Genomic DNA, 18,328 nt, shown 5'->3' on the forward strand with positions numbered 1-18,328 from the left:
CTAGGCTACCTGATTACGCTCAATTGCCAATTCGATTTCATCGGGATGAGCTTCTGCATATACCCAAGCATTAGCTAAATCTGTAGCTGTAATGGTTGGATAGCTCGTCAAAAGGTCAGCATCACTATATCCAAGACGGCGAGCTTCCACAAGTACCCAGACGGGAATACGAGTTTTAGCGATGCGAGCCTCTCCACCACAGACTCTAGGAGTTTTCTCAATTCCTTGCCAATTGTTGCCGAGACTTTGAGCAAGCAAATGTATAGCCTGCAATTTTTCACCAGGACTGAGGGCAAGAAGTTGTTGTTCTAACTCTTTGAGTGTCACGGATGTAAATCCTCTAATGTTTTGTCAGGCTACATTTACAATTTTATCGATTCCTAAGTACAACATTCCATTAATTCATAGCAAATTCTCCGCGTCCCTCCGCGCTTCCCTGTGCGTTTAAATTTCAACCCTCAATTCGCTACGAATTAAATTTGGTAATACCCGACAATGCTAATGCATCGGCTTGCATTGTTAATGCGTTGACTTACATTGTTATTGCATCGGCTTGCATTGTTATTGCATCGGCTTGCATTGTTAATGCGTTGACTTACATTGTTAATGCGTTGACTTGCATTGTTAATGCGTTGACTTACATTGTTAATGCGTTGACTTACATTGTTAATGCGTTGACTTACATTGTTAATGCATCGGCTTGCATTAAAAACGCTACGGTTTTACGCAAAGCTGTACTTAGCTGACTACAAAATTCACCAACTTTCCAGGCACCACAATTACCTTTTTAATCTCTTTGCCTTCGATGTAACGTTGAGCAATTTCTGATTCACGGGCATATTTCTCCAACGCTGCTTTATCTGCTTGTGCTGGTACTTGAATCGCGCCGCGAGTTTTACCCATAACTTGAATCACTAAAGTGATTTCATCAGCTACCAAAGCAACAGGGTCAAATGATGGCCAAGTTTGAGTGTGAACTGAATCACTTTCACCCAATAAATGCCATAATTCATCAGCAATGTGTGGTGCAAAGGGTGCTAGTAACATCACTAAAGTCCGAATACCTTCTGCATAAATTGGTGAATTTTTCACGTCAGCGTCAGTTAAGGCGTTACTCAACTTCATCAATTCGGAAATAGCTGTGTTGAATTGATATTCGTCTTCCAGGTCTTCTGTCACCGCTTGAATAGCCGTGTGAATCGCCCGCCGCAATTCCTTTTCTGCCTTAGTTAAATCAGAGAGTTGGGCTTTCTTACGAGATACCCCAGCCGCAACATAATCTGTCACCAAACGCCAAACCCGATTTAGAAAGCGGAATTGTCCTTCCACATCGGCTTCATCCCATTCCAGGTCTTTTTCTGGCGGCGCTTTGAACAGAATGAACATCCGCGCTGTGTCTATACCGTATTTGGAAATTACATCTTCTGGCGCTACACCGTTGCCTTTTGATTTAGACATGGTGGCGTAGAGACGTTGCAATGGTTCACCTGTATCGGGGTCGCGGGGGTCGGCTGAATTTACTAGATTAGAAGGAATCCATTTATCTTTACCGCCCTTGTTGGGATTTAGGTAAGTTAAACCCTGTACCATACCTTGAGTTAACAGGCGTTGGAAGGGTTCATCAAAGTTCAGTAACCCTCTATCCCGCAGAACCTTGGTAAAGAACCGCGAATACAACAAATGTAAAATTGCGTGTTCAATGCCACCCACATACTGATTAACTGGCATCCAGTCATTGATTTTACTGGAATCGAAAACCTGTTGTTCATTTTTAGCGTCAGGGAAGCGCAAGAAATACCACGAGGAATCAATAAAAGTATCCATCGTATCGGTTTCCCGCTTCGCCGGAGTGCCACAAGTTGGACAAGACACATTTACCCAGCTTTCCAACTGAGTCAAAGGTGAACCGCCACGTCCAGTAAATTCCACCTCTTCGGGCAACTGTACTGGCAAATCTTTATCAGGCACTGGCACTATCCCACAGTTGGGACAGTGAATTACAGGTATCGGTGCGCCCCAGTAACGCTGCCGCGAAATTAACCAATCCCGCAAGCGATATTGCACCCGCACTTTACCAAAACCTTGTTTTTCGGCGTATTCAATTATTGCTTGTTTGGCATCTATGGAAGCCCTACCAGTAAAAGCCCCAGAATTAATTAAAATTCCTGGTTCAGTATATGCCTGCTTATATTCAATTTGGATGAGTTGTGTAACTTCATCTATCTCTGATGTTGGAGTTAAGTCAAAATCTGCAACATCATCTGGGGAAGCAATGACAAAATTAACTGGCAAATCGTAATTTTTAGCAAACTTAAAATCCCGGACATCGTGTGCTGGTACACCCATCACCGCCCCAGTACCATATTCGTATAGTACATAGTCAGCAATCCAAATCGGCACTTCTTGCCCTGTAAACGGATTAATTGCCACCCCACCTGTGGAGATACCACGCTTAGGTTTATCTTCTGAGGTACGTTCCAACTCACTTTGATTGGAAACTTCTTTAATAAAGGTTTCTACTGCTGCTTGTTGTTCTTTTGTGGTGACGCGCTTTGTTAAGGGATGTTCTGGTGCTAATACTAGGTAGCTGACACCATAAACGGTATCTGGACGTGTGGTGTATACGCCGATTTTTTCATCTATACCAGCGATCGCAAATTCTAAGTAAGCGCCTGTGGATTTACCAATCCAGTTTGCCTGCATCAGCTTCACACGTTCCGGCCAACCTGTCAACTTATTCAAGTCATTGAGCAATTCTTCGGCGTAGTCGGTAATCTTGAAAAACCATTGCCGCAATAATTTACGCTCAACTATTGCCCCACTGCGCCAAGAACGTCCTTCGTTATCAACTTGCTCATTTGCCAGTACAGTTTGGTCAATGGGGTCCCAGTTTACAGCTGCTTCTTTTTGGTAAGCTAACCCCGCTTGCAAAAACTGCAAGAAAATCCATTGTGTCCATTTGTAATAGTCTGGTGAACAGGTAGCAAGTTCGCATTCCCAGTCGATGGATAAACCAAGACGCTGCAATTGCTGCCGCATCTGGGCAATATTTTGATAAGTCCACTTTGCTGGCGGTACACCACGGTCAATGGCGGCATTTTCTGCTGGCAAGCCAAAGGCATCCCAACCCATTGGGTGTATTACCCGATACCCTTGCATTCGCTTCAGGCGGGCAATCACATCTGTAATCGTATAATTACGGACGTGACCCATGTGTAGACTGCCCGATGGATAAGGGAACATGGATAAAGCGTAAAATTTTGGCTTGTTGCTAGCTGTAGGTGTCTTATCTAAGCCAAGTTCTACCCATGTTTTTTGCCATTTTTCCTCAATCGCTGCTGGGTTATATCGAGAATCAACAGAATGACCTATTTCCAATGCTTTCATGCCTGTTACACTTTACTTCTACTAAATTTCTAGTATTTGTACTTATTAGTACATTTAAACTACTATGTTCAGGGAATTATCTGTCTAGTAATTTTCTAATTTGATTTCTAAAATCAATTTACCTTTATCCTCTATTTCTCTCTATTTTATATCCCGAAAGTTCTTAGACTAATACTCTAAGAACTTTGACTATATACTCCCCATGAAATATGGACATAAAAAAAGTTAGTTTTGTCAACAGTAATTAAGCCCTAAATCAACTGAAATATCAAGTATTAAATTTAGCCTCGTACTGAATTTTGAGAACAAGGGTAAACGATTAAATATGACGCGTAGCGATCGCTGACTTAAAAATTGTGCTTCTAAGGGACTTCCAAATAAAACAATACCCCACAAGATTGGGTAATTTATTTGTTGGAAGTCCCTAACCCCGATGTTTGAAAATTTTTTAAGCACTATTGCTTATTGACAAAAAATAGTTTGTAATCTTAACTTGTCATCAATGTTCTGAACCTGGGAACGAAAAATTATGATGTAGTCGGCGAGGAAGCTCTGATCTGAGGTTGAGAGCAGGATTGCTGGTAGACAAAGAGTTAAAGGTCAAAATATAGAAAAAAAATTAAGAATGTGATTAAATATCATAACAATCATTTTGAAGTGGCATCTGTAGCTCACAATAAAAAGAAAGGGATTCAGAGATTGAGTGAGCAATGCTCTATCCTGGCAACAGGAGGATACTCAAGGTCTATCAGCAGTAGCAAGAATAGTATTGGTGCATTCCAGTTATCTGGGCGATCGCATAAAAAAACCCCCAGTGGGTGTTAGCCAACCAGGGGAGCTAGTTATCAGGGTGCATCTACCAATTAAATGTTCTCAGGTTGAACACCATAACCCGGATAAATTTGTACAATCGTCAGTTATTTTTTTAAATAAAAAACCCCAGTGGGTGTTAGCCAACCAGGGGAGTGAGTTATCAGGGTGCATCTACCAATAATCTTTTCTCAGGCAAATGGGTAGCTACCGGATAAACTAGCAAAGGTTGAAGTTGTTATTGTTTATCAGAGAAAAACCCCAGAGGGGTTAGTTATCAGGACAGACCTACCAATCAAATGACCGGTGCGCTGCCTTCAAAAATGGGTGTGTCAGAGATGATTACTGATTTCGGACTTATGCACAAGAGATCCCCCAAATCCCTGAAAAAGTTCGCTCTTAGAGTTCCCTTTTTCAGGAGAGCCAGTGCCTTGCTGTTAGCCTAGTGGTCTGAATACGGTTCGGATAAGGTTTTTTAATGACACGTCCTAGTTCGCAAAGACGCGATAAATCGCCGTCTTTACAATAATCAGTCTCTTGCCTTAACTTTTGCGACAGACTACTAGCGGTAGCAAGATAGGAACGCGCAGGGTAGGAACTACTGAAAGGGTTCTCCGACTCTTAAGGCTTCCTAGCAAGAGCGTCTTTGTACAGGAGAAGCAAGTGGCGTGGACTTATTCAGATATAGATTTCAGGTTTTCAGTGCGTAAGTTTTGTACTTATTAAGTAATAAAAAACCCCCCAGTGGGTGTTAGCCAACCAGGGGAGCTAGTTATCAGGGTGCATCTACCAATTAAATGTTCTAGGTTTAACCACCATTCTCCGGATAAATTTATTAGAAAATTGATTGTCGTCGTGTGTCAAAAAAAACAAGAGTGGATATTGACTGAATTAGGGGAGTTAAAGATCAAGGTACATCCATCTACTAATCAAGTATTCTAGGGTTAAGCACTATTTTCTGGTAGAGAATATCTGCATCAGAAGTTGCTGTTGTTTGCCAAAATTGAAAAAAACCCCCAGTCGGTGTTAGCCAACTAGGGGAGTTGAAGATCAAGGTGCATCTACCAATTAAGTGTTCTAGTCTTAAGTAATCCGATCCGGATAAAGTTGTAAAGGCAGAAAAAGCAAAACAACTAGAATCAGAAACATTCAGGGGTGGGATACATCTAATTATCAGAGGGAGCGAAAAATCGACTTGAAACTTTCGCGTTTCCAACCAGATTTAGGAGGCGGACAGGAGAAACTGTGACCCAGGAATTCCACATTTCGGTAACTCCTGTAGGGCAAAATGACTACTTGGTGCGGACGGAACAAGTCGCGCCTGGGGTGCCTTTGGCAGAAGAACTGGTGACTTGGCCTGTAGCTGATTGGTTGTTGGCTGCTGGGCATTTGATGAATGATCCGTTGAAGTCGGTGTTGCAGGGAGATATATTCGCTTCTGGCGGGAATGAAAGCGATATCGCCAGAAACTCTGTGAATTTGGTGGCGTTGGGTCAACAATTTTATAACGCCCTATTTCAAGGCACTCTCAGAGATAGTTGGATTACTGCCCAAGGTATTGCCCAGAACCACCAACAAGTACTGCGCTTACGGTTGGGGCTAAAAGATACTAGATTAGCTCGTCTGCCTTGGGAAGTGATGCACGCAGGCGATCGCCCTCTGGCTACTGGGCCTTATGTCGCGTTTTCCCGCTTCCAAAGTGGAATTTTGGGGGCTTCCCCAATGCGATCGCTGCGGGGGGCTACGCCTACGCCAAATATGCCCACACCACGAGAAGAAGGTGGTGTAAAAGTATTGATGGTAATTGCTTCTCCCTCCGATCAAGTCCGTCTTGATTTACTCAAACAGGAAGCGATCAAACTGCAAGCAGAACTTCACCGTGTACCACGGCTTGCTGAAGGTAGCAATCGTTTCCCAGAAATTCAACTCACTGTCTTAGACCAACCAGGACGGGAAGAACTGACGCAAGCTCTAGAACAAGGTAGATACCACGTTCTACACTATTCTGGTCATAGTAACTTCGGCTCTAATGGTGGAGAAATTTATCTTGCTAGCCGCAGAACTGGCTTAACGGAAATCTTAACTGGAGACGATCTGGCAGGTTTGCTCGTCAACAATAACATCCAAATGGCAGTGTTTAACTCCTGCTTGGGGGCGTACACAGCTGCGTCTGATGCCTCTTCTGATACTGGTGAACGTAACTTGGCAGAAAGTCTGGTGAAGCGCGGAATTAGAAGCGTTTTGGCGATGTCAGAACGGATTCCTGATGAGGTGGCGTTGACCCTCACACAATTGTTTTACCGTAATTTGAGTCAGGGATATCCAGTAGATTTGTGTGTAAGTCGGGTGCGCCAAGGATTAATTTCTGCCTATGGTTCTCACCAGATGTACTGGGCATTACCGATTTTATATCTCCAGCCAGAATTTGACGGTTTCTTGAGCCAGGAAGCTGAGTTATCTGAAAGTGCGGAGTTGCTGAATCAGTATAGTTCGCCTTTAGGGGCAACTTCGACGATGTACTCTGGTATGGCAGATGATTCTGAGATGTCTTTAGGAATGGAGGAAATGATTCCTTCTGGTTTGGCGCGTGACTCTTCTGGGTTGGACTGGCTAGGTGAAGATACTTGGGGCGATCTCGTTGATGAAATTGAGTATGATGACCCAAGCTATGAAGAAGATTCTGCTCTAGTTTCAGATTTGTTTCGTCAGCTAGATAACCAAAAAGCTCCAACTGAACTGGATCAACAAATTCACGAAAATAGTCTTCAGCAAAGGCAGGTTTCAGAGGAAATAACTTCTCTGCAAAAGGAAGCAGATTTGTGGGGAGAAGCCCCAGCAGCAGCACCTCAAGCTGCTGGTAACTTGGCAGGAAATTGGGATAATTCTAATTTTTCGCAATCGCAACCAGCCCCACTAAGAAATCGTACCCGTCGCCGCAAGCTGTGGCCGATTGTGGGTATTGTGGGAATCAGTGCCTTAGCAGCTGCGATCGGTTTAAATTGGTGGCAAAATCGACACCAAGTAACTCTGCCTAACATACCAGAAATTCCTACTCCGTCTCTACATCAAAAGCCGCGAAATATCGACTTACAGACAGCACCAACTGGAATTGTCACCGCCACCGCTACGGAAAAAATGAGCCAGGGAGATTTGCAAGGTGGGTTGTTAGCTGTAGAAGAACTACTCAATCGTGGCGCACTGGCTGCGGCTGAAACTGCCCTGAAACTGATTCCAAATAAACAAGCTGATGATCCATCTGTGAATTTTTACAAGGGACGATTAGCTTGGCAATCTATCCAAACTGGAGACAATAACTATAGCGTCGATGATGCCCGCCGTTTCTGGGAAACTGCTGCAAAAGCTAAACCAGAATCGCTTTTATATAATAACGCTTTGGGGTTTGCCTACTACGCAGAAGGCAATCTAAATCGAGCCAATGATTCTTGGTTCAAGGCTTTGAATTTAGCTCTCAAAGAACAGAAGACAGGCTCAACATCGACAGTACCTGAAGATGCTTTAACTTCCTATGCCGGTTTAGCTCTTGGACTGTATAAATCTGCACTTAGTCAACCTAATGGTAAGCAGACACAATATCTGAATGAAGCGATCAAGTTACGGCAATTGGTTCTGAAGTCTGATCCAGTAAATTTCCAGGTAGATAAATTAGCTAAAAATTGGCTGTGGACAGAGAAGGCGATGGAAGATTGGCGATCGCTCCTTCAGCAAAAAGGTGAATAACATTAATATGTTGGGGTAGTGCGATCGTGGTTGATTAAATAGCAGTTCTCAATTCCATATAATACAGTCGGTTTGTAGGGGCACAGCAATGCTGTGCCCCTACGCATGTTGATTTTTGCAAGAGGTTTCGCAATTTTTACAATTCAAATAGGATTTTTCTATACTCTTATTTGTTGCCTTAAAACTGCTTAATAATATTGCCAATTAGTGTTTCCCATACTCAGGTTCACCTGTCAACGAAAATTATATTTAATGCGCCTGATTCGCTGTAGAATCTCGCAACTACTAATATAGCGGTTCTCGTTTACGTGAGGTACACCCGTAGGGGCACAGCACTGCCGTGCCCCTACACCTCGCAATATAATGTTGTACCGCATCTGAGTGGGAACCGCTATATTTTGCACTAATCCCACCAGCCGCCACAGGTTAAAAACCTATGGCTAATAGCAAAAGTCCTCTTAAGAGGACTAAATTTTTTCCAGACTTTGGTTTTAGTCTACTTGAGTGGCTTAGGCTATTGGTTCCGAGAAGTTCGAGTTTCAGGCGATCGCAGTTACTAATTAAGAATGCTGCCAGATATCAAAGCAATCTACTATCCTGTGTAACACTACGCGATCGCTAAGAATTTTTACTGAATCTAAAAATAATTTATCATTACCAATAGCTTAGATTGGCTTGTAAACGAGTCTTTGATACTCGCGGACGAGTCTTTAATGGTTCTTTTACTTCTTTAGCCGTTTTTTACGCGGCTTCTCCAGCCCGAAAAATCTGTTCAGCAGTTAAATTCAACTCTGGGAACGCTAGCGACTGAATGCGATCATTTCCCCTAAATTGCCTAACCTGATACTCACCTTCAATTAGTTGGTAAATCGAGATAGTTGGTTGTTTAGGATTACCAATAAAGCGCCTACCACCTAAACCTAAATAGTCTACAATCAAGTATTCAGGTATTCCGACCTCTTCATATTTACCTGCTTTGATAAAATAGTCGTCGCGCCAGTTTGTACTTACCACCTCAATTACTAAAGGAATTGATGCCGCTTGGCTTACAGTAGATTCTTTTTTCCACAGAGGTTCATTTACTAAATTAGAATTATTCAACAACAGTACATCTGGTGAGTAAGCTGCTTCGCTCTGAGTCGGTTTAATGAATGCTGTTTTGGGAATGAAATAAGGTAGTTTTAAACGTTTGTATTCTGTAACTATTTCCCCAACTAAAAATCCAACAATCTGTTCATGATCACCTGTGGGAGGAGCCATTTCAACAATTACCCCATCATGTAGTTCATAGCGTCGTTGTGAGTTTGCTGGATACCAGGTGATAAATTCATCAAATGTTACTAGTTTGCTTAAGGCTTGAGTCATACTTTCCTCTTGCTTTAAAGTTATATAAAAATTTCAACCTTAGCCACCTAAATTACGCGGCTTCTCCAGCTTGAAAAATCTGTTCAGCAGTTAAATTAAACTCTGGGAACGCTAGGGACTGAATGCGGTCATTTCCCCTAAATTGCCTAAGCTGATACTCACCTTCAATTAGTTGGTAAATCGAGATAGTTGGTTGTTTAGGATTGCCAATAAAGCGCCTACCACCTAAACCTAGATAGTCTACAATCCAATATTCAGGAATGCCTAAAGACTCGTAATCTTCTAGCTTCAAAGCATAATCATCACTCCAGTTGGTTGAAACAACTTCTACAACCAACTTGACGGAATTACCCCGCGTAATGATAGATTCTTTTTCCCAACGAGGTTCATTCCTAACAGCTTGTCTATCAAGAACGATTACATCTGGTTCATAACCTGAATCAGTGTTAACTGACTTGATGATGCATTCTTTAGGGATAAAACAAGGAATGGACAAACGGGTGATTTCAATAAACAAAGAACCATTAATAAACCCTGCTATCTCTGAGTGCTTTCCTCTTGGCTTAGGCATTTCAACAATTACCCCATCATGTAGTTCATAATGCCTGTCTGAAGATTCGGGATACCAGGCGATAAACTCATCAAATGTTATTTGTTTGGCTAAGGCTTGAGTCATACTTTGCCCCCTTGCTTTATTTCAATAGGACTTACGCAAAATATCTCTGAAACTCTGATTTCTCCGTGTACTCTGTGCCTCTGCGGTTCCTTATTCCGTAACTCGTGCGTAAGTCCTAGTCAAATTTGACCCCTCTCCAAACCTCTCCCCGACACGGGGAGAGGCTTAATAAGCGAACTGAGGTTAAACTTTTGCCGCAGCAGCATTTGGTAAACTGACTTTTAACCGCTTAAACATCGCTTCTCGTGCTTGGACAGCGAGATTATCATCTAAAGGTTGCAAGGTAATTTCCTGCTGATACTTTAGCCGCAATGCTGTTTGAATTAACCAATCGGCGACAAAAGGATTTTTCGGTAACAATGGCCCGTGGGAATAAGTAGCGATCGCATTCTGATAAAATGCTCCTTCTGTCCCATCTTCTCCATTATTTCCCAAACCATACACTACTCGCCCCAATGCTTCGACTTTCCCCAGTTTGGTACGTCCGCCGTGATTTTCAAAGCCTACCAAATACGGTGTGCTACCCGTCATTTCTTGTAAATCTCGCGCCAAACGTGAAGCTGTAACTTCAATTACTAAGTTGCCAATACAGCGCTTAGTATTTTCACCAGGATGAACGGAAACTAAATCGAGTATTCCCAAACCATCAATCCGTTGTCCTAAGCCGGGTTCATAATAATGTCCCAGTAATTGGGGTGAACCACAGGTAAAGACTCCCGGTGTACCATTTTCGATTTTCTCGCGCATTGCATCAGCTTTTGCACCTTGCAAATCACGCATGACAATTTCTTGCTGACGGTCTTGTGCGCCACCACCAACTATGACATCTACAGTTTTAATATCTGCGGCTGTGGCATTTTGATCTAGGGGTAACACTTTAACATCGTATCCCCGCCACTGAGCGCGACGTTCTATAGTAATTACATTACCGCGATCGCCATAAGTACTCATCAGCGTCGGATAAAGCCAACCTATTGTTAATTCTAAATTTTGAGAACTCATAAATTTCGGGAATGGGGAATAGGGAATGGGACGATGACAAATGACCAATGACAAATGACAAATGACAAATGACAAATGACAAATGACCAATGACAAATGACAAATGACAAATTTAAAGAATTTTCCGCCCAGTGAGAACTTCTCGCACTTCTAGCATGGCTGAATAGGTAGGTAGAATATGCAAAGTTTCATTGTCTGGTGTATGCTCTAATGCAGTAGCGATCGCCTGTCGCAAATCTTCTTCCACAATCAAATTTAAGTTACTCTGAGGGGACTTTTCGCTGTAACGTAGACGTAGAGCCAAATCGTAGACGCGATCGCCACTCACTACTAAAGTCCCTCCCCGTTCGACTAATTTCTCGGTATCCACGTCCCAAATCCAGGATACATCAGTACCATCGGGCGTGCGATCGTTCAATACTAGCAGTGTGGTTTTATCTGTGCTTTGAGTAACTACCCGAATGGTTTCATTCGTTCCCACAGGATTTTTTGATAATAATATCCGCACCCGTTTACCGTTAATTACTAAATCTTCAGCCCGACCAAACGCCGCTTGGAAATTGTTAATAGTATCTCTGATTGTTACTTCATCAACTCCCAACTCAATAGCCGCAGTCGCAGCAGCTAAAGTATTATATTTGTTGTACAAACCCACCAGAATTTGCGACCACTCACTACTTTCGAGAGTCGGTTTACTTTTAGTAAAACCACATTTGGGACAAGTAAAATCTCCCAAATGAGACAAATAAACACCCTTGTAATCTAGGGAATGTCCACATCTGGGACAATAGATAGAATCAACAGCGTGAGGAATAGCTTCTAGATAATGTTCTGGTTCATTCAAGCCAAAGAATAACACCCGTTGGGGTAACTGCTGACCGAGGTTAGATAAAGTTGGGTCATCAGCATTGGGAATTACCACCGTTTCTGGTGGTAGCGTAGAAATAACTTTTGTCCAACGCTTACTGATTGTGTCTACTTCGCCGTACCTATCGAGTTGGTCGCGGAACAAGTTTAAACAGAGAATGATTCGCGGCTGGAGTGGGGTTAACACTCTTGGTACAATATTTTCATCAACTTCCAAAATGGCGTAATCAACATCTAGTGTACCTAGTAAGTTGGTGCTTTCTAACAACGCACTCATCAAGCCATTTTCCAGATTTGCACCTGTAGAATTATGAGCGATGCGATAACCCTTGCGTTCTAGTATCGTGCATAAAAGTAGGGCTGTAGTGGTTTTGCCATTAGTACCAGCAATTAAAATCACCCCATTTTTAACTTGCTGACTCAATAACTCTAAAAGTCGGGGTTGAATGCGACGAGCGATCGCACCTGGTAATACACTAGCAGCACCCAGACGCAAAAATTGCACAATAAACGTCACACTTTTTGCCACTGACACCGCAAAACCCAATCGCAGTCTATCTATGAATTGTATTTTGTTTCCCACATCTGTACCCTAGTCTTCTGGCGGTTGCTAATTGAAGTCTTAAAGTTGCAAATTTAATCTTGTGAGTTTAGCGAATCCTGGCTGAAAAAGCCAGCCATACCAATTTTGGATTTTAGATTTTGGATTGTTGAGCTTGACAGTTCCGCTACTTTAGCTCTGTTTTGACTTCCGCGTAGCGATACCAGATAATCTCAGTAGGCATTATCTTAAAAAATAGTGCGCGGGTGTAATTACATATGCAGCCCAGTTTGCCGAATTCAGCACAAACTCACGACAAGTAGTAGCTTCCAAGGTTCCTTTTGATGAATAGCACAAAGTTTCTTTTTTTACATAAACAAATTACTAGCTGGCGAAGGTGGTTGTCCAAATGCCTGTTGTTGCTTGCAACTCTGTTCATTCTCAGTATGCAACCTGCCTATGCTGGTCTTAATAATGATTTATATGATGGCAACATCTTTGTCGTTTATGCTGGCAATGGTTCATTGGTTCCTCCCAGACAGACACTAGCGCAGTCTTTAGCGCAACATAAACCCGTATTTTTGGCTTTTTATGTGGATGACAGCAGCGATTCCAAAAGATACGCTATTTCCATTTCACGAGTACAGGAATTCTATGGTCGGGTAGCAGAGATTATGCCGATTAATGTAGATACTATCCCGCCTAAACAGAGCTACGACCCTACAGAACCAGGATATTACTATTCTGGGGGTGTTCCTCAAGTCGTGGTGTTCAATAAATCAGGTGAGGTAGTTTTGAATAAGAAAGGTCAAGTAGCTTTTGAAGAGATAGACGATGAATTTCGCAAAATCTTTGATTTGTTACCACGCACAGAAACAGCACAGCTAAAGCGGCGAGCCTTCAATGAGTTCAGTAGTGAGTTAGCTAGGTAACTTATGGGGTAGACCAATTTGGTCTGCCCTAATTTTTAGTGCGATCTGTTACGACATTTCTGCCGATGCCAAAGGATAATATTGAAATATCTGTGTTAAGCTGTTGCGTATTTAATTTGTATATTGGACGCGGGCAAGATGCCCGCACTACAATATTTTTGGGTTTTCGTGTTATACAATTTAGCTGCACATCAACTTAACAGATTAGAAAGTTAATCCATAGTCTATAGTCCGTAACAAATGACCAATGACCAATGACCAATGACCAATGACCAATGACCAATGACCAATGACCAATGACCAATGACCAATGACCAATGACTAACTAGAGTGTATTCTGATGTCAAAGGTTTACACGACCCAGGAACTAATTCAAATTTTGGCAGCTGAACGCCAAGCTTGCCTCAATGGAAAACGCCTAAAATTAGAAATAACAGTCTCTGGCAATCCTCTAATTGACCAGTTTCTCAGAACTGATGGGCTGCAACAGTTCAGTGCCTATCAAGATTTCAAAACTGCAATTCATGACTATCAGAGGGAAAATCAAGTTTCAGGTATTATCTGGCGCGAGGTAACAGTCAAAGGTAAAAACTTGAACTATCCCGAAGTAGACACCGAGTTAATAGCCCTCATCAGCGACTTAGAGATATTAAAAGCTGCTAAAAGTTCCATCGTAGAATTTTGGGATGAAGTCTCTATGGGGATGGATTTATACTTGAGCTTCAATAATAGTAAACAATACCAACAAATTGTCACATCTGATGTAGAGAGAATTGTTCAAAGAACAGAATGGGCAAGTTTGTGCAAGTGGGAAAATTCGAGCTTTTTGGAAATGATTTTGCAGCTAGGATGGGGTAAACCAGAAGAAGCTTATTATAAACGAGGAAGACCGCGATCGGGTAGTGAATATATTCATGCAGTCAATCCTGGTAATCGCCCAATTGGTTGACCTGAATTCCTCTCCTTACTAAAGCTACGGTGTACATACAAGTCCTAAAAACTTAGCTTGATAAGGCTTTGCTCATTGTCATGCAACAGCATTGTCAGTCGATGCAATGGCATTGTCAGTCGATAGAATGGCATTGTCAGTCGATAGAATGGCATTGTCAGTCGATGCAATGGCATTGTCAGTCGATGCAATGGCATTGTCAGTCGATGCAATGGCATTGTCAGTCGATGCATTAACATTGCAGGTCAAGACACTTGTGTGTAGACTGTAGCCTGAGTAAAGAGAGAGATGTCCGTCAGGACAGGGTAAGTAGCCTTAACACCAAGCGTATTGCCTGATGGCTCCCGGCTCAATGCCCTATTGGTCAGTGGTGACGATCGCGATCGCAAAACCGTCATAACCTTTGCTGCCCACGGTTTGGATTGCGGTGGCGCACACACGCGGCTCAGAGGCAAGCAGTTCGTTGAAGCGGCGCACTCCCTGGACGCTAGGATCGCTGCTGCTTTGATCAATTACCGCTCCGTTACGCACCACATTATCGGCAATGATCAGGCTGCCGCGACGGGAAAGCTTGAGCGCCCAAGCGAAGTAATGCGGATTGTTTGGCTTGTCAGCATCAATAAAGATCAAGTCAAATGGGCTGTTACCCTCGGCGGCAATCTGTGGCAGCGTCGAGAGTGCCTGTCCGAGGCGGAGGTCAACAATGTCGGATAGACCAGCGTGGGCAATATTGGCGCGGGCGACTTCGGCGTGCTTTGGGTCAGCCTCCAGCGTGATCAGAAGTCCGTCGCTGGGTAGCGCCCGCGCCAGCCAGATAGTACTGTAGCCGCCCAGCGTGCCAATCTCCAGGATGGTTCGCGCCCTTTGGATTTGCGCCAACAGCAGCAGCAGTTTGCCCTGGTTTGGCGAAACGTTGTGTGGCGGCAGTCCGGCCGCTGCGCTGGTCTGGAGCGCCGCATCCAGCGCGGGGTCGGGCGGCACAAGCAGATCGGTAAAGTAACGATCAACCGCAGTCCATTGCTCTTGAGTCATAGATTCTCGCTTTTTTCCCCATCTATCTATAGTGTTTACTAATCTAGTGACATACAGCTAACCTCACCCGGCTTTATCTCCCCTCTCCTTACTAAGGCTACGGTGTGTACACACAAGTTGAATTACCCCCCTTAATCCCCCCGATGTATTGGGGGGAAACAAGAGATTCTCGTTCCCTCCCCTTTACAAGGGGAGGGTTAGGGTGGGGTAATTCGAGGACTGGTAGTGATTCGATAACTTGTGTGTACACCGTAGCCTTACTAAGGAGAGGGGTGAGGTTTGGATATGATGTAAGCACACACCTGAGAACCGCTATAAAATACTCAAGATTAGGTGTCAGATATCGCTTCGTTAGAAAGGATTGTAATGATTTCATCCAATGGGCGATCGCGATTAGACTCTTCTGGTGTTTCTTTACCCAAGGAGGTTTCTTTCACCAACCGATAAACATCGGCTGCACCGTAAAAAATGCGCTCAGTCAGACCTAACTCTTTAAAGGTTTCTGCAATCTCTTCCATTTCTCCTATCCAACGATGCGCTTTCGGTGTCATCGATGGAATGGAACGCGTTAAAATGCTAGCAAGTTCCTGTTGGCTACTAGACACTTCATCCCATAGTTCCTGATCCAAGCCTAAACGATGGGCTGCAATTAGTAATTCTGTGCCGATTGCTGTCAGTCCTTTTGTCAGGGCTGCATAGGACATTTTCAACCCGGAAGCCTGACCAATTTCATCACCAATCAGCCGCACATCCAAGCCATGATCTCGCAGTTGTTGGAGTTGATTGGCCTGTTTTCCCGAAGTATAAATGCGGGTGCGATTGGGAACTCGCGGTGGTGGGCCAATAATTGATGCATCTACGAATGTTCCCCCAACTGATTCGATAAGTTGAGCAATATTTATGACTTTTTGGGGTGCGATCGCATTACAATCAACGTAGAGAATGGGTTTACCAACATTGCTGATCGCCTCAGCTACTTCCTTTGCTACTTGGGTGGCGGCTGCGGGGACTAGAACTGATAAGACTACATCAGATTCAATTACCAGTTGTGTGAGAGAACCCACATCTTGGATGTTGGCTGCGGCTGCTAATTGCCGAGTTCGTTCACTGCGATCGTCTAGAGCCGCAATAGTTTTCAATCCATTTTGATTCAGAACAGCTGCGATCGCCTGTCCCATATCACCTGGGCTTAAAATACCAATAGTTTGGATAGGCATGGAAAGTTTTATATTTACTTTGTGGTTGACAAGTTAATTCAGGTAAGTCAACAAACTCCGATAAATTGATAGAGATGCCGTATTTTAATCAAACCACGGATCAGCTTAACAAGCAAGCTATCTGCTGAGAGAGTTTCAATCCCTAATAGGGATTTTGATCGATTGCAATGTCTTCCTGTTGAATTGGCATACACAGAGAATATGTTTCAATCCCTAATAGGGATTTTGATGGATTGCAATACTGCGGAAGAAATAATCTGAAGCTTGCCCAGCGTTTCAATCCCTAATAGGGATTTTGATGGATTGCAATCTAAGAATGCCAGCTACACAGAGAATGAAATACCAGTTTCAATCCCTAATAGGGATTTTGATGGATTGCAATTGCTGTAATTGTCATAGTTATTTAAGTTGCCTTAGTTTCAATCCCTAATAGGGATTTTGATGGATTGCAATCTTGCACCGGTGCCGTTCATTGTTGCGGGAAGTCTTCCTGTTGTTTCAATCCCTAATAGGGATTTTGATGGATTGCAATAATTAAATCGCTTGGGTTGGTTCTGGGATTCTAAAAGTTTCAATCCCTAATAGGGATTTTGATGGATTGCAATGCAAGGTATCCGTCCCTTCAGGCGGATGCAATATGTTTCAATCCCTAATAGGGATTTTGATGGATTGCAATAAGTAGCAACTACCAAATCCTTTGATTGAATATCTTAGTTTCAATCCCTAATAGGGATTTTGATGGATTGCAATAAAAGCGATCGCTTTTCAAAAAGGCAATTCGTAGTTTCAATCCCTAATAGGGATTTTGATGGATTGCAATGATTTGGAGTAGAACTTGGCGCTAATCCCCCATGTTTCAATCCCTAATAGGGATTTTGATGGATTGCAATACTACCAGATGACTTTAATGAATGGGAACATTTGCAAGTTTCAATCCCTAATAGGGATTTTGATGGATTGCAATTCGCTATCTTCTCCACTAGCTCTGACCTTGTAAGTTTCAATCCCTAATAGGGATTTTGATGGATTGCAATTCTTCCCAGGCTATTCCAGTAGTTTTTCCAACGTTTCAATCCCTAATAGGGATTTTGATGGATTGCAATGATTGTAGGTTTGAATCAATGGCAGACAATCGACGTTTCAATCCCTAATAGGGATTTTGATGGATTGCAATTTCAGTAGGCACACGCCGAGGCATAGTTTTAGGCGGTTTCAATCCCTAATAGGGATTTTGATGGATTGCAATTCAAGTCTACCTGTGGACTCAAGAAGTAAATACTGCTTTGTTTCAATCCCTAATAGGGATTTTGATGGATTGCAATGGGCTGGGACTTTTCTCGCTCGGTCGGCCAATGGGTTTCAATCCCTAATAGGGATTTTGATGGATTGCAATTCTAAGCAGCCAACGGCGAGGGTTCGGGAGGCAAGTTTCAATCCCTAATAGGGATTTTGATGGATTGCAATTTAGCCGGGTTAACCCCCATTCTCCAAGGTATACCAGTTTCAATCCCTAATAGGGATTTTGATGGATTGCAATGCTGGTGGGATACAGACCGAAATTACCGGGCAATATGTTTCAATCCCTAATAGGGATTTTGATGGATTGCAATGTGGCTTTTTGGTTTTCTTAATCGCTACTTTTTGTTTCAATCCCTAATAGGGATTTTGATGGATTGCAATTCTGTTTTACGTCTTGCCATTATTTTGATTTTTCGTTTCAATCCCTAATAGGGATTTTGATGGATTGCAATTCGCCCGGAATTTCACAGTAGGCGTAGCGGAATCTGTTTCAATCCCTAATAGGGATTTTGA

The 18,328-nt window shown here is 43.0% G+C and carries 15 protein-coding genes and 1 CRISPR repeat array (1 of these 16 only partly in view); of the genes, 6 read left to right on the plus strand and 9 right to left on the minus strand.

Annotated elements, in window-relative coordinates; genetic code table 11:
* Window positions 1-327: a DUF433 domain-containing protein gene (locus V7K27_RS27540; protein ID WP_334951515.1), complete on the minus strand. Its 327-nt coding sequence runs from the start codon at window positions 325-327 to the stop codon at window positions 1-3.
* Window positions 328-738: 411 nt separating this feature from the next.
* Window positions 739-3,387 (minus strand): leucine--tRNA ligase, encoded by a 2,649-nt coding sequence (leuS, locus tag V7K27_RS27545; protein ID WP_334951516.1) that lies wholly within the window; start codon window positions 3,385-3,387, stop codon window positions 739-741.
* Window positions 3,388-4,090: 703 nt separating this feature from the next.
* Here leuS and V7K27_RS27550 point away from each other — a divergent pair.
* The 3 genes from V7K27_RS27550 (at window position 4,091) to V7K27_RS27560 (ending at window position 8,557) form a co-directional block, all read left to right on the plus strand.
* Entirely contained in the window at window positions 4,091-4,381 is a 291-nt protein-coding gene (locus tag V7K27_RS27550) for a hypothetical protein (RefSeq protein ID WP_334951517.1), read from the plus strand.
* A 1,061-nt stretch (window positions 4,382-5,442) separates the two neighbouring features.
* A complete protein-coding gene (gene hetF, locus V7K27_RS27555) occupies window positions 5,443-7,935 on the plus strand; it encodes a cell division protein HetF (protein WP_334951518.1) in 2,493 nt (830 codons plus the stop codon).
* 436 nt (window positions 7,936-8,371) lie between these two features.
* Window positions 8,372-8,557, plus strand: coding sequence for a hypothetical protein (locus V7K27_RS27560; RefSeq protein WP_334951519.1), 186 nt, complete (start codon window positions 8,372-8,374; stop codon window positions 8,555-8,557).
* 119 nt (window positions 8,558-8,676) lie between these two features.
* Here the strand turns inward: V7K27_RS27560 and V7K27_RS27565 are convergent, their stop codons facing one another.
* The 4 genes from V7K27_RS27565 to V7K27_RS27580 form a co-directional block, all read right to left on the minus strand.
* Window positions 8,677-9,300 carry a Uma2 family endonuclease gene (locus V7K27_RS27565; protein WP_334951520.1) on the minus strand — a complete coding sequence of 208 codons (624 nt, stop codon included), beginning with the start codon at window positions 9,298-9,300 and terminating at the stop codon, window positions 8,677-8,679.
* 52 nt (window positions 9,301-9,352) lie between these two features.
* Window positions 9,353-9,976 (minus strand): Uma2 family endonuclease, encoded by a 624-nt coding sequence (locus V7K27_RS27570; RefSeq protein WP_334951522.1) that lies wholly within the window; start codon window positions 9,974-9,976, stop codon window positions 9,353-9,355.
* 183 nt (window positions 9,977-10,159) lie between these two features.
* Complete coding sequence (locus V7K27_RS27575; protein ID WP_334951523.1) at window positions 10,160-10,978, minus strand: type 1 glutamine amidotransferase; 819 nt, start codon at window positions 10,976-10,978, stop codon at window positions 10,160-10,162.
* Between the two features lie 112 nt (window positions 10,979-11,090).
* Window positions 11,091-12,428 carry a Mur ligase family protein gene (locus V7K27_RS27580; protein WP_334951525.1) on the minus strand — a complete coding sequence of 446 codons (1,338 nt, stop codon included), beginning with the start codon at window positions 12,426-12,428 and terminating at the stop codon, window positions 11,091-11,093.
* A gap of 302 nt (window positions 12,429-12,730) precedes the next feature.
* On the opposite strand from V7K27_RS27580, the gene V7K27_RS27585 reads away from it, so the two are divergent.
* Window positions 12,731-13,318, plus strand: a complete 588-nt coding sequence (locus V7K27_RS27585) for a thylakoid membrane photosystem I accumulation factor (RefSeq protein ID WP_334951528.1) — start codon at window positions 12,731-12,733, stop codon at window positions 13,316-13,318.
* A 224-nt stretch (window positions 13,319-13,542) separates the two neighbouring features.
* Here the strand turns inward: V7K27_RS27585 and V7K27_RS27590 are convergent, their stop codons facing one another.
* Window positions 13,543-13,665 carry a hypothetical protein gene (locus tag V7K27_RS27590; protein ID WP_334951529.1) on the minus strand — a complete coding sequence of 41 codons (123 nt, stop codon included), beginning with the start codon at window positions 13,663-13,665 and terminating at the stop codon, window positions 13,543-13,545.
* Between V7K27_RS27590 and V7K27_RS27595 the strand changes: the two genes are divergently transcribed.
* Together V7K27_RS27595 and V7K27_RS27600 are read left to right on the plus strand one after the other, a co-directional pair.
* Window positions 13,659-14,267, plus strand: a complete 609-nt coding sequence (locus V7K27_RS27595; protein ID WP_334951531.1) for a hypothetical protein — start codon at window positions 13,659-13,661, stop codon at window positions 14,265-14,267. The two genes, V7K27_RS27590 and V7K27_RS27595, sit on opposite strands and share 7 nt — an antisense overlap.
* Before the next feature lie 91 nt (window positions 14,268-14,358).
* Window positions 14,359-14,538: a hypothetical protein gene (locus tag V7K27_RS27600; protein WP_334951533.1), complete on the plus strand. Its 180-nt coding sequence runs from the start codon at window positions 14,359-14,361 to the stop codon at window positions 14,536-14,538.
* A gap of 86 nt (window positions 14,539-14,624) precedes the next feature.
* Here V7K27_RS27600 and V7K27_RS27605 read toward each other — a convergent pair whose 3' ends face one another.
* Complete coding sequence (locus V7K27_RS27605) at window positions 14,625-15,299, minus strand: O-methyltransferase (RefSeq protein WP_334951535.1); 675 nt, start codon at window positions 15,297-15,299, stop codon at window positions 14,625-14,627.
* Between the two features lie 329 nt (window positions 15,300-15,628).
* Entirely contained in the window at window positions 15,629-16,516 is an 888-nt protein-coding gene (locus tag V7K27_RS27610; RefSeq protein ID WP_334951537.1) for an NAD(P)-dependent oxidoreductase, read from the minus strand.
* Between the two features lie 132 nt (window positions 16,517-16,648).
* Window positions 16,649-18,328: a CRISPR direct-repeat array (repeat unit 37 nt; unit sequence GTTTCAATCCCTAATAGGGATTTTGATGGATTGCAAT); it runs 379 nt beyond the window's last position.

The sequence above is a fragment of the Nostoc sp. genome (assembly GCF_036919575.1).
Lineage (GTDB): Bacteria > Cyanobacteriota > Cyanobacteriia > Cyanobacteriales > Nostocaceae > Nostoc.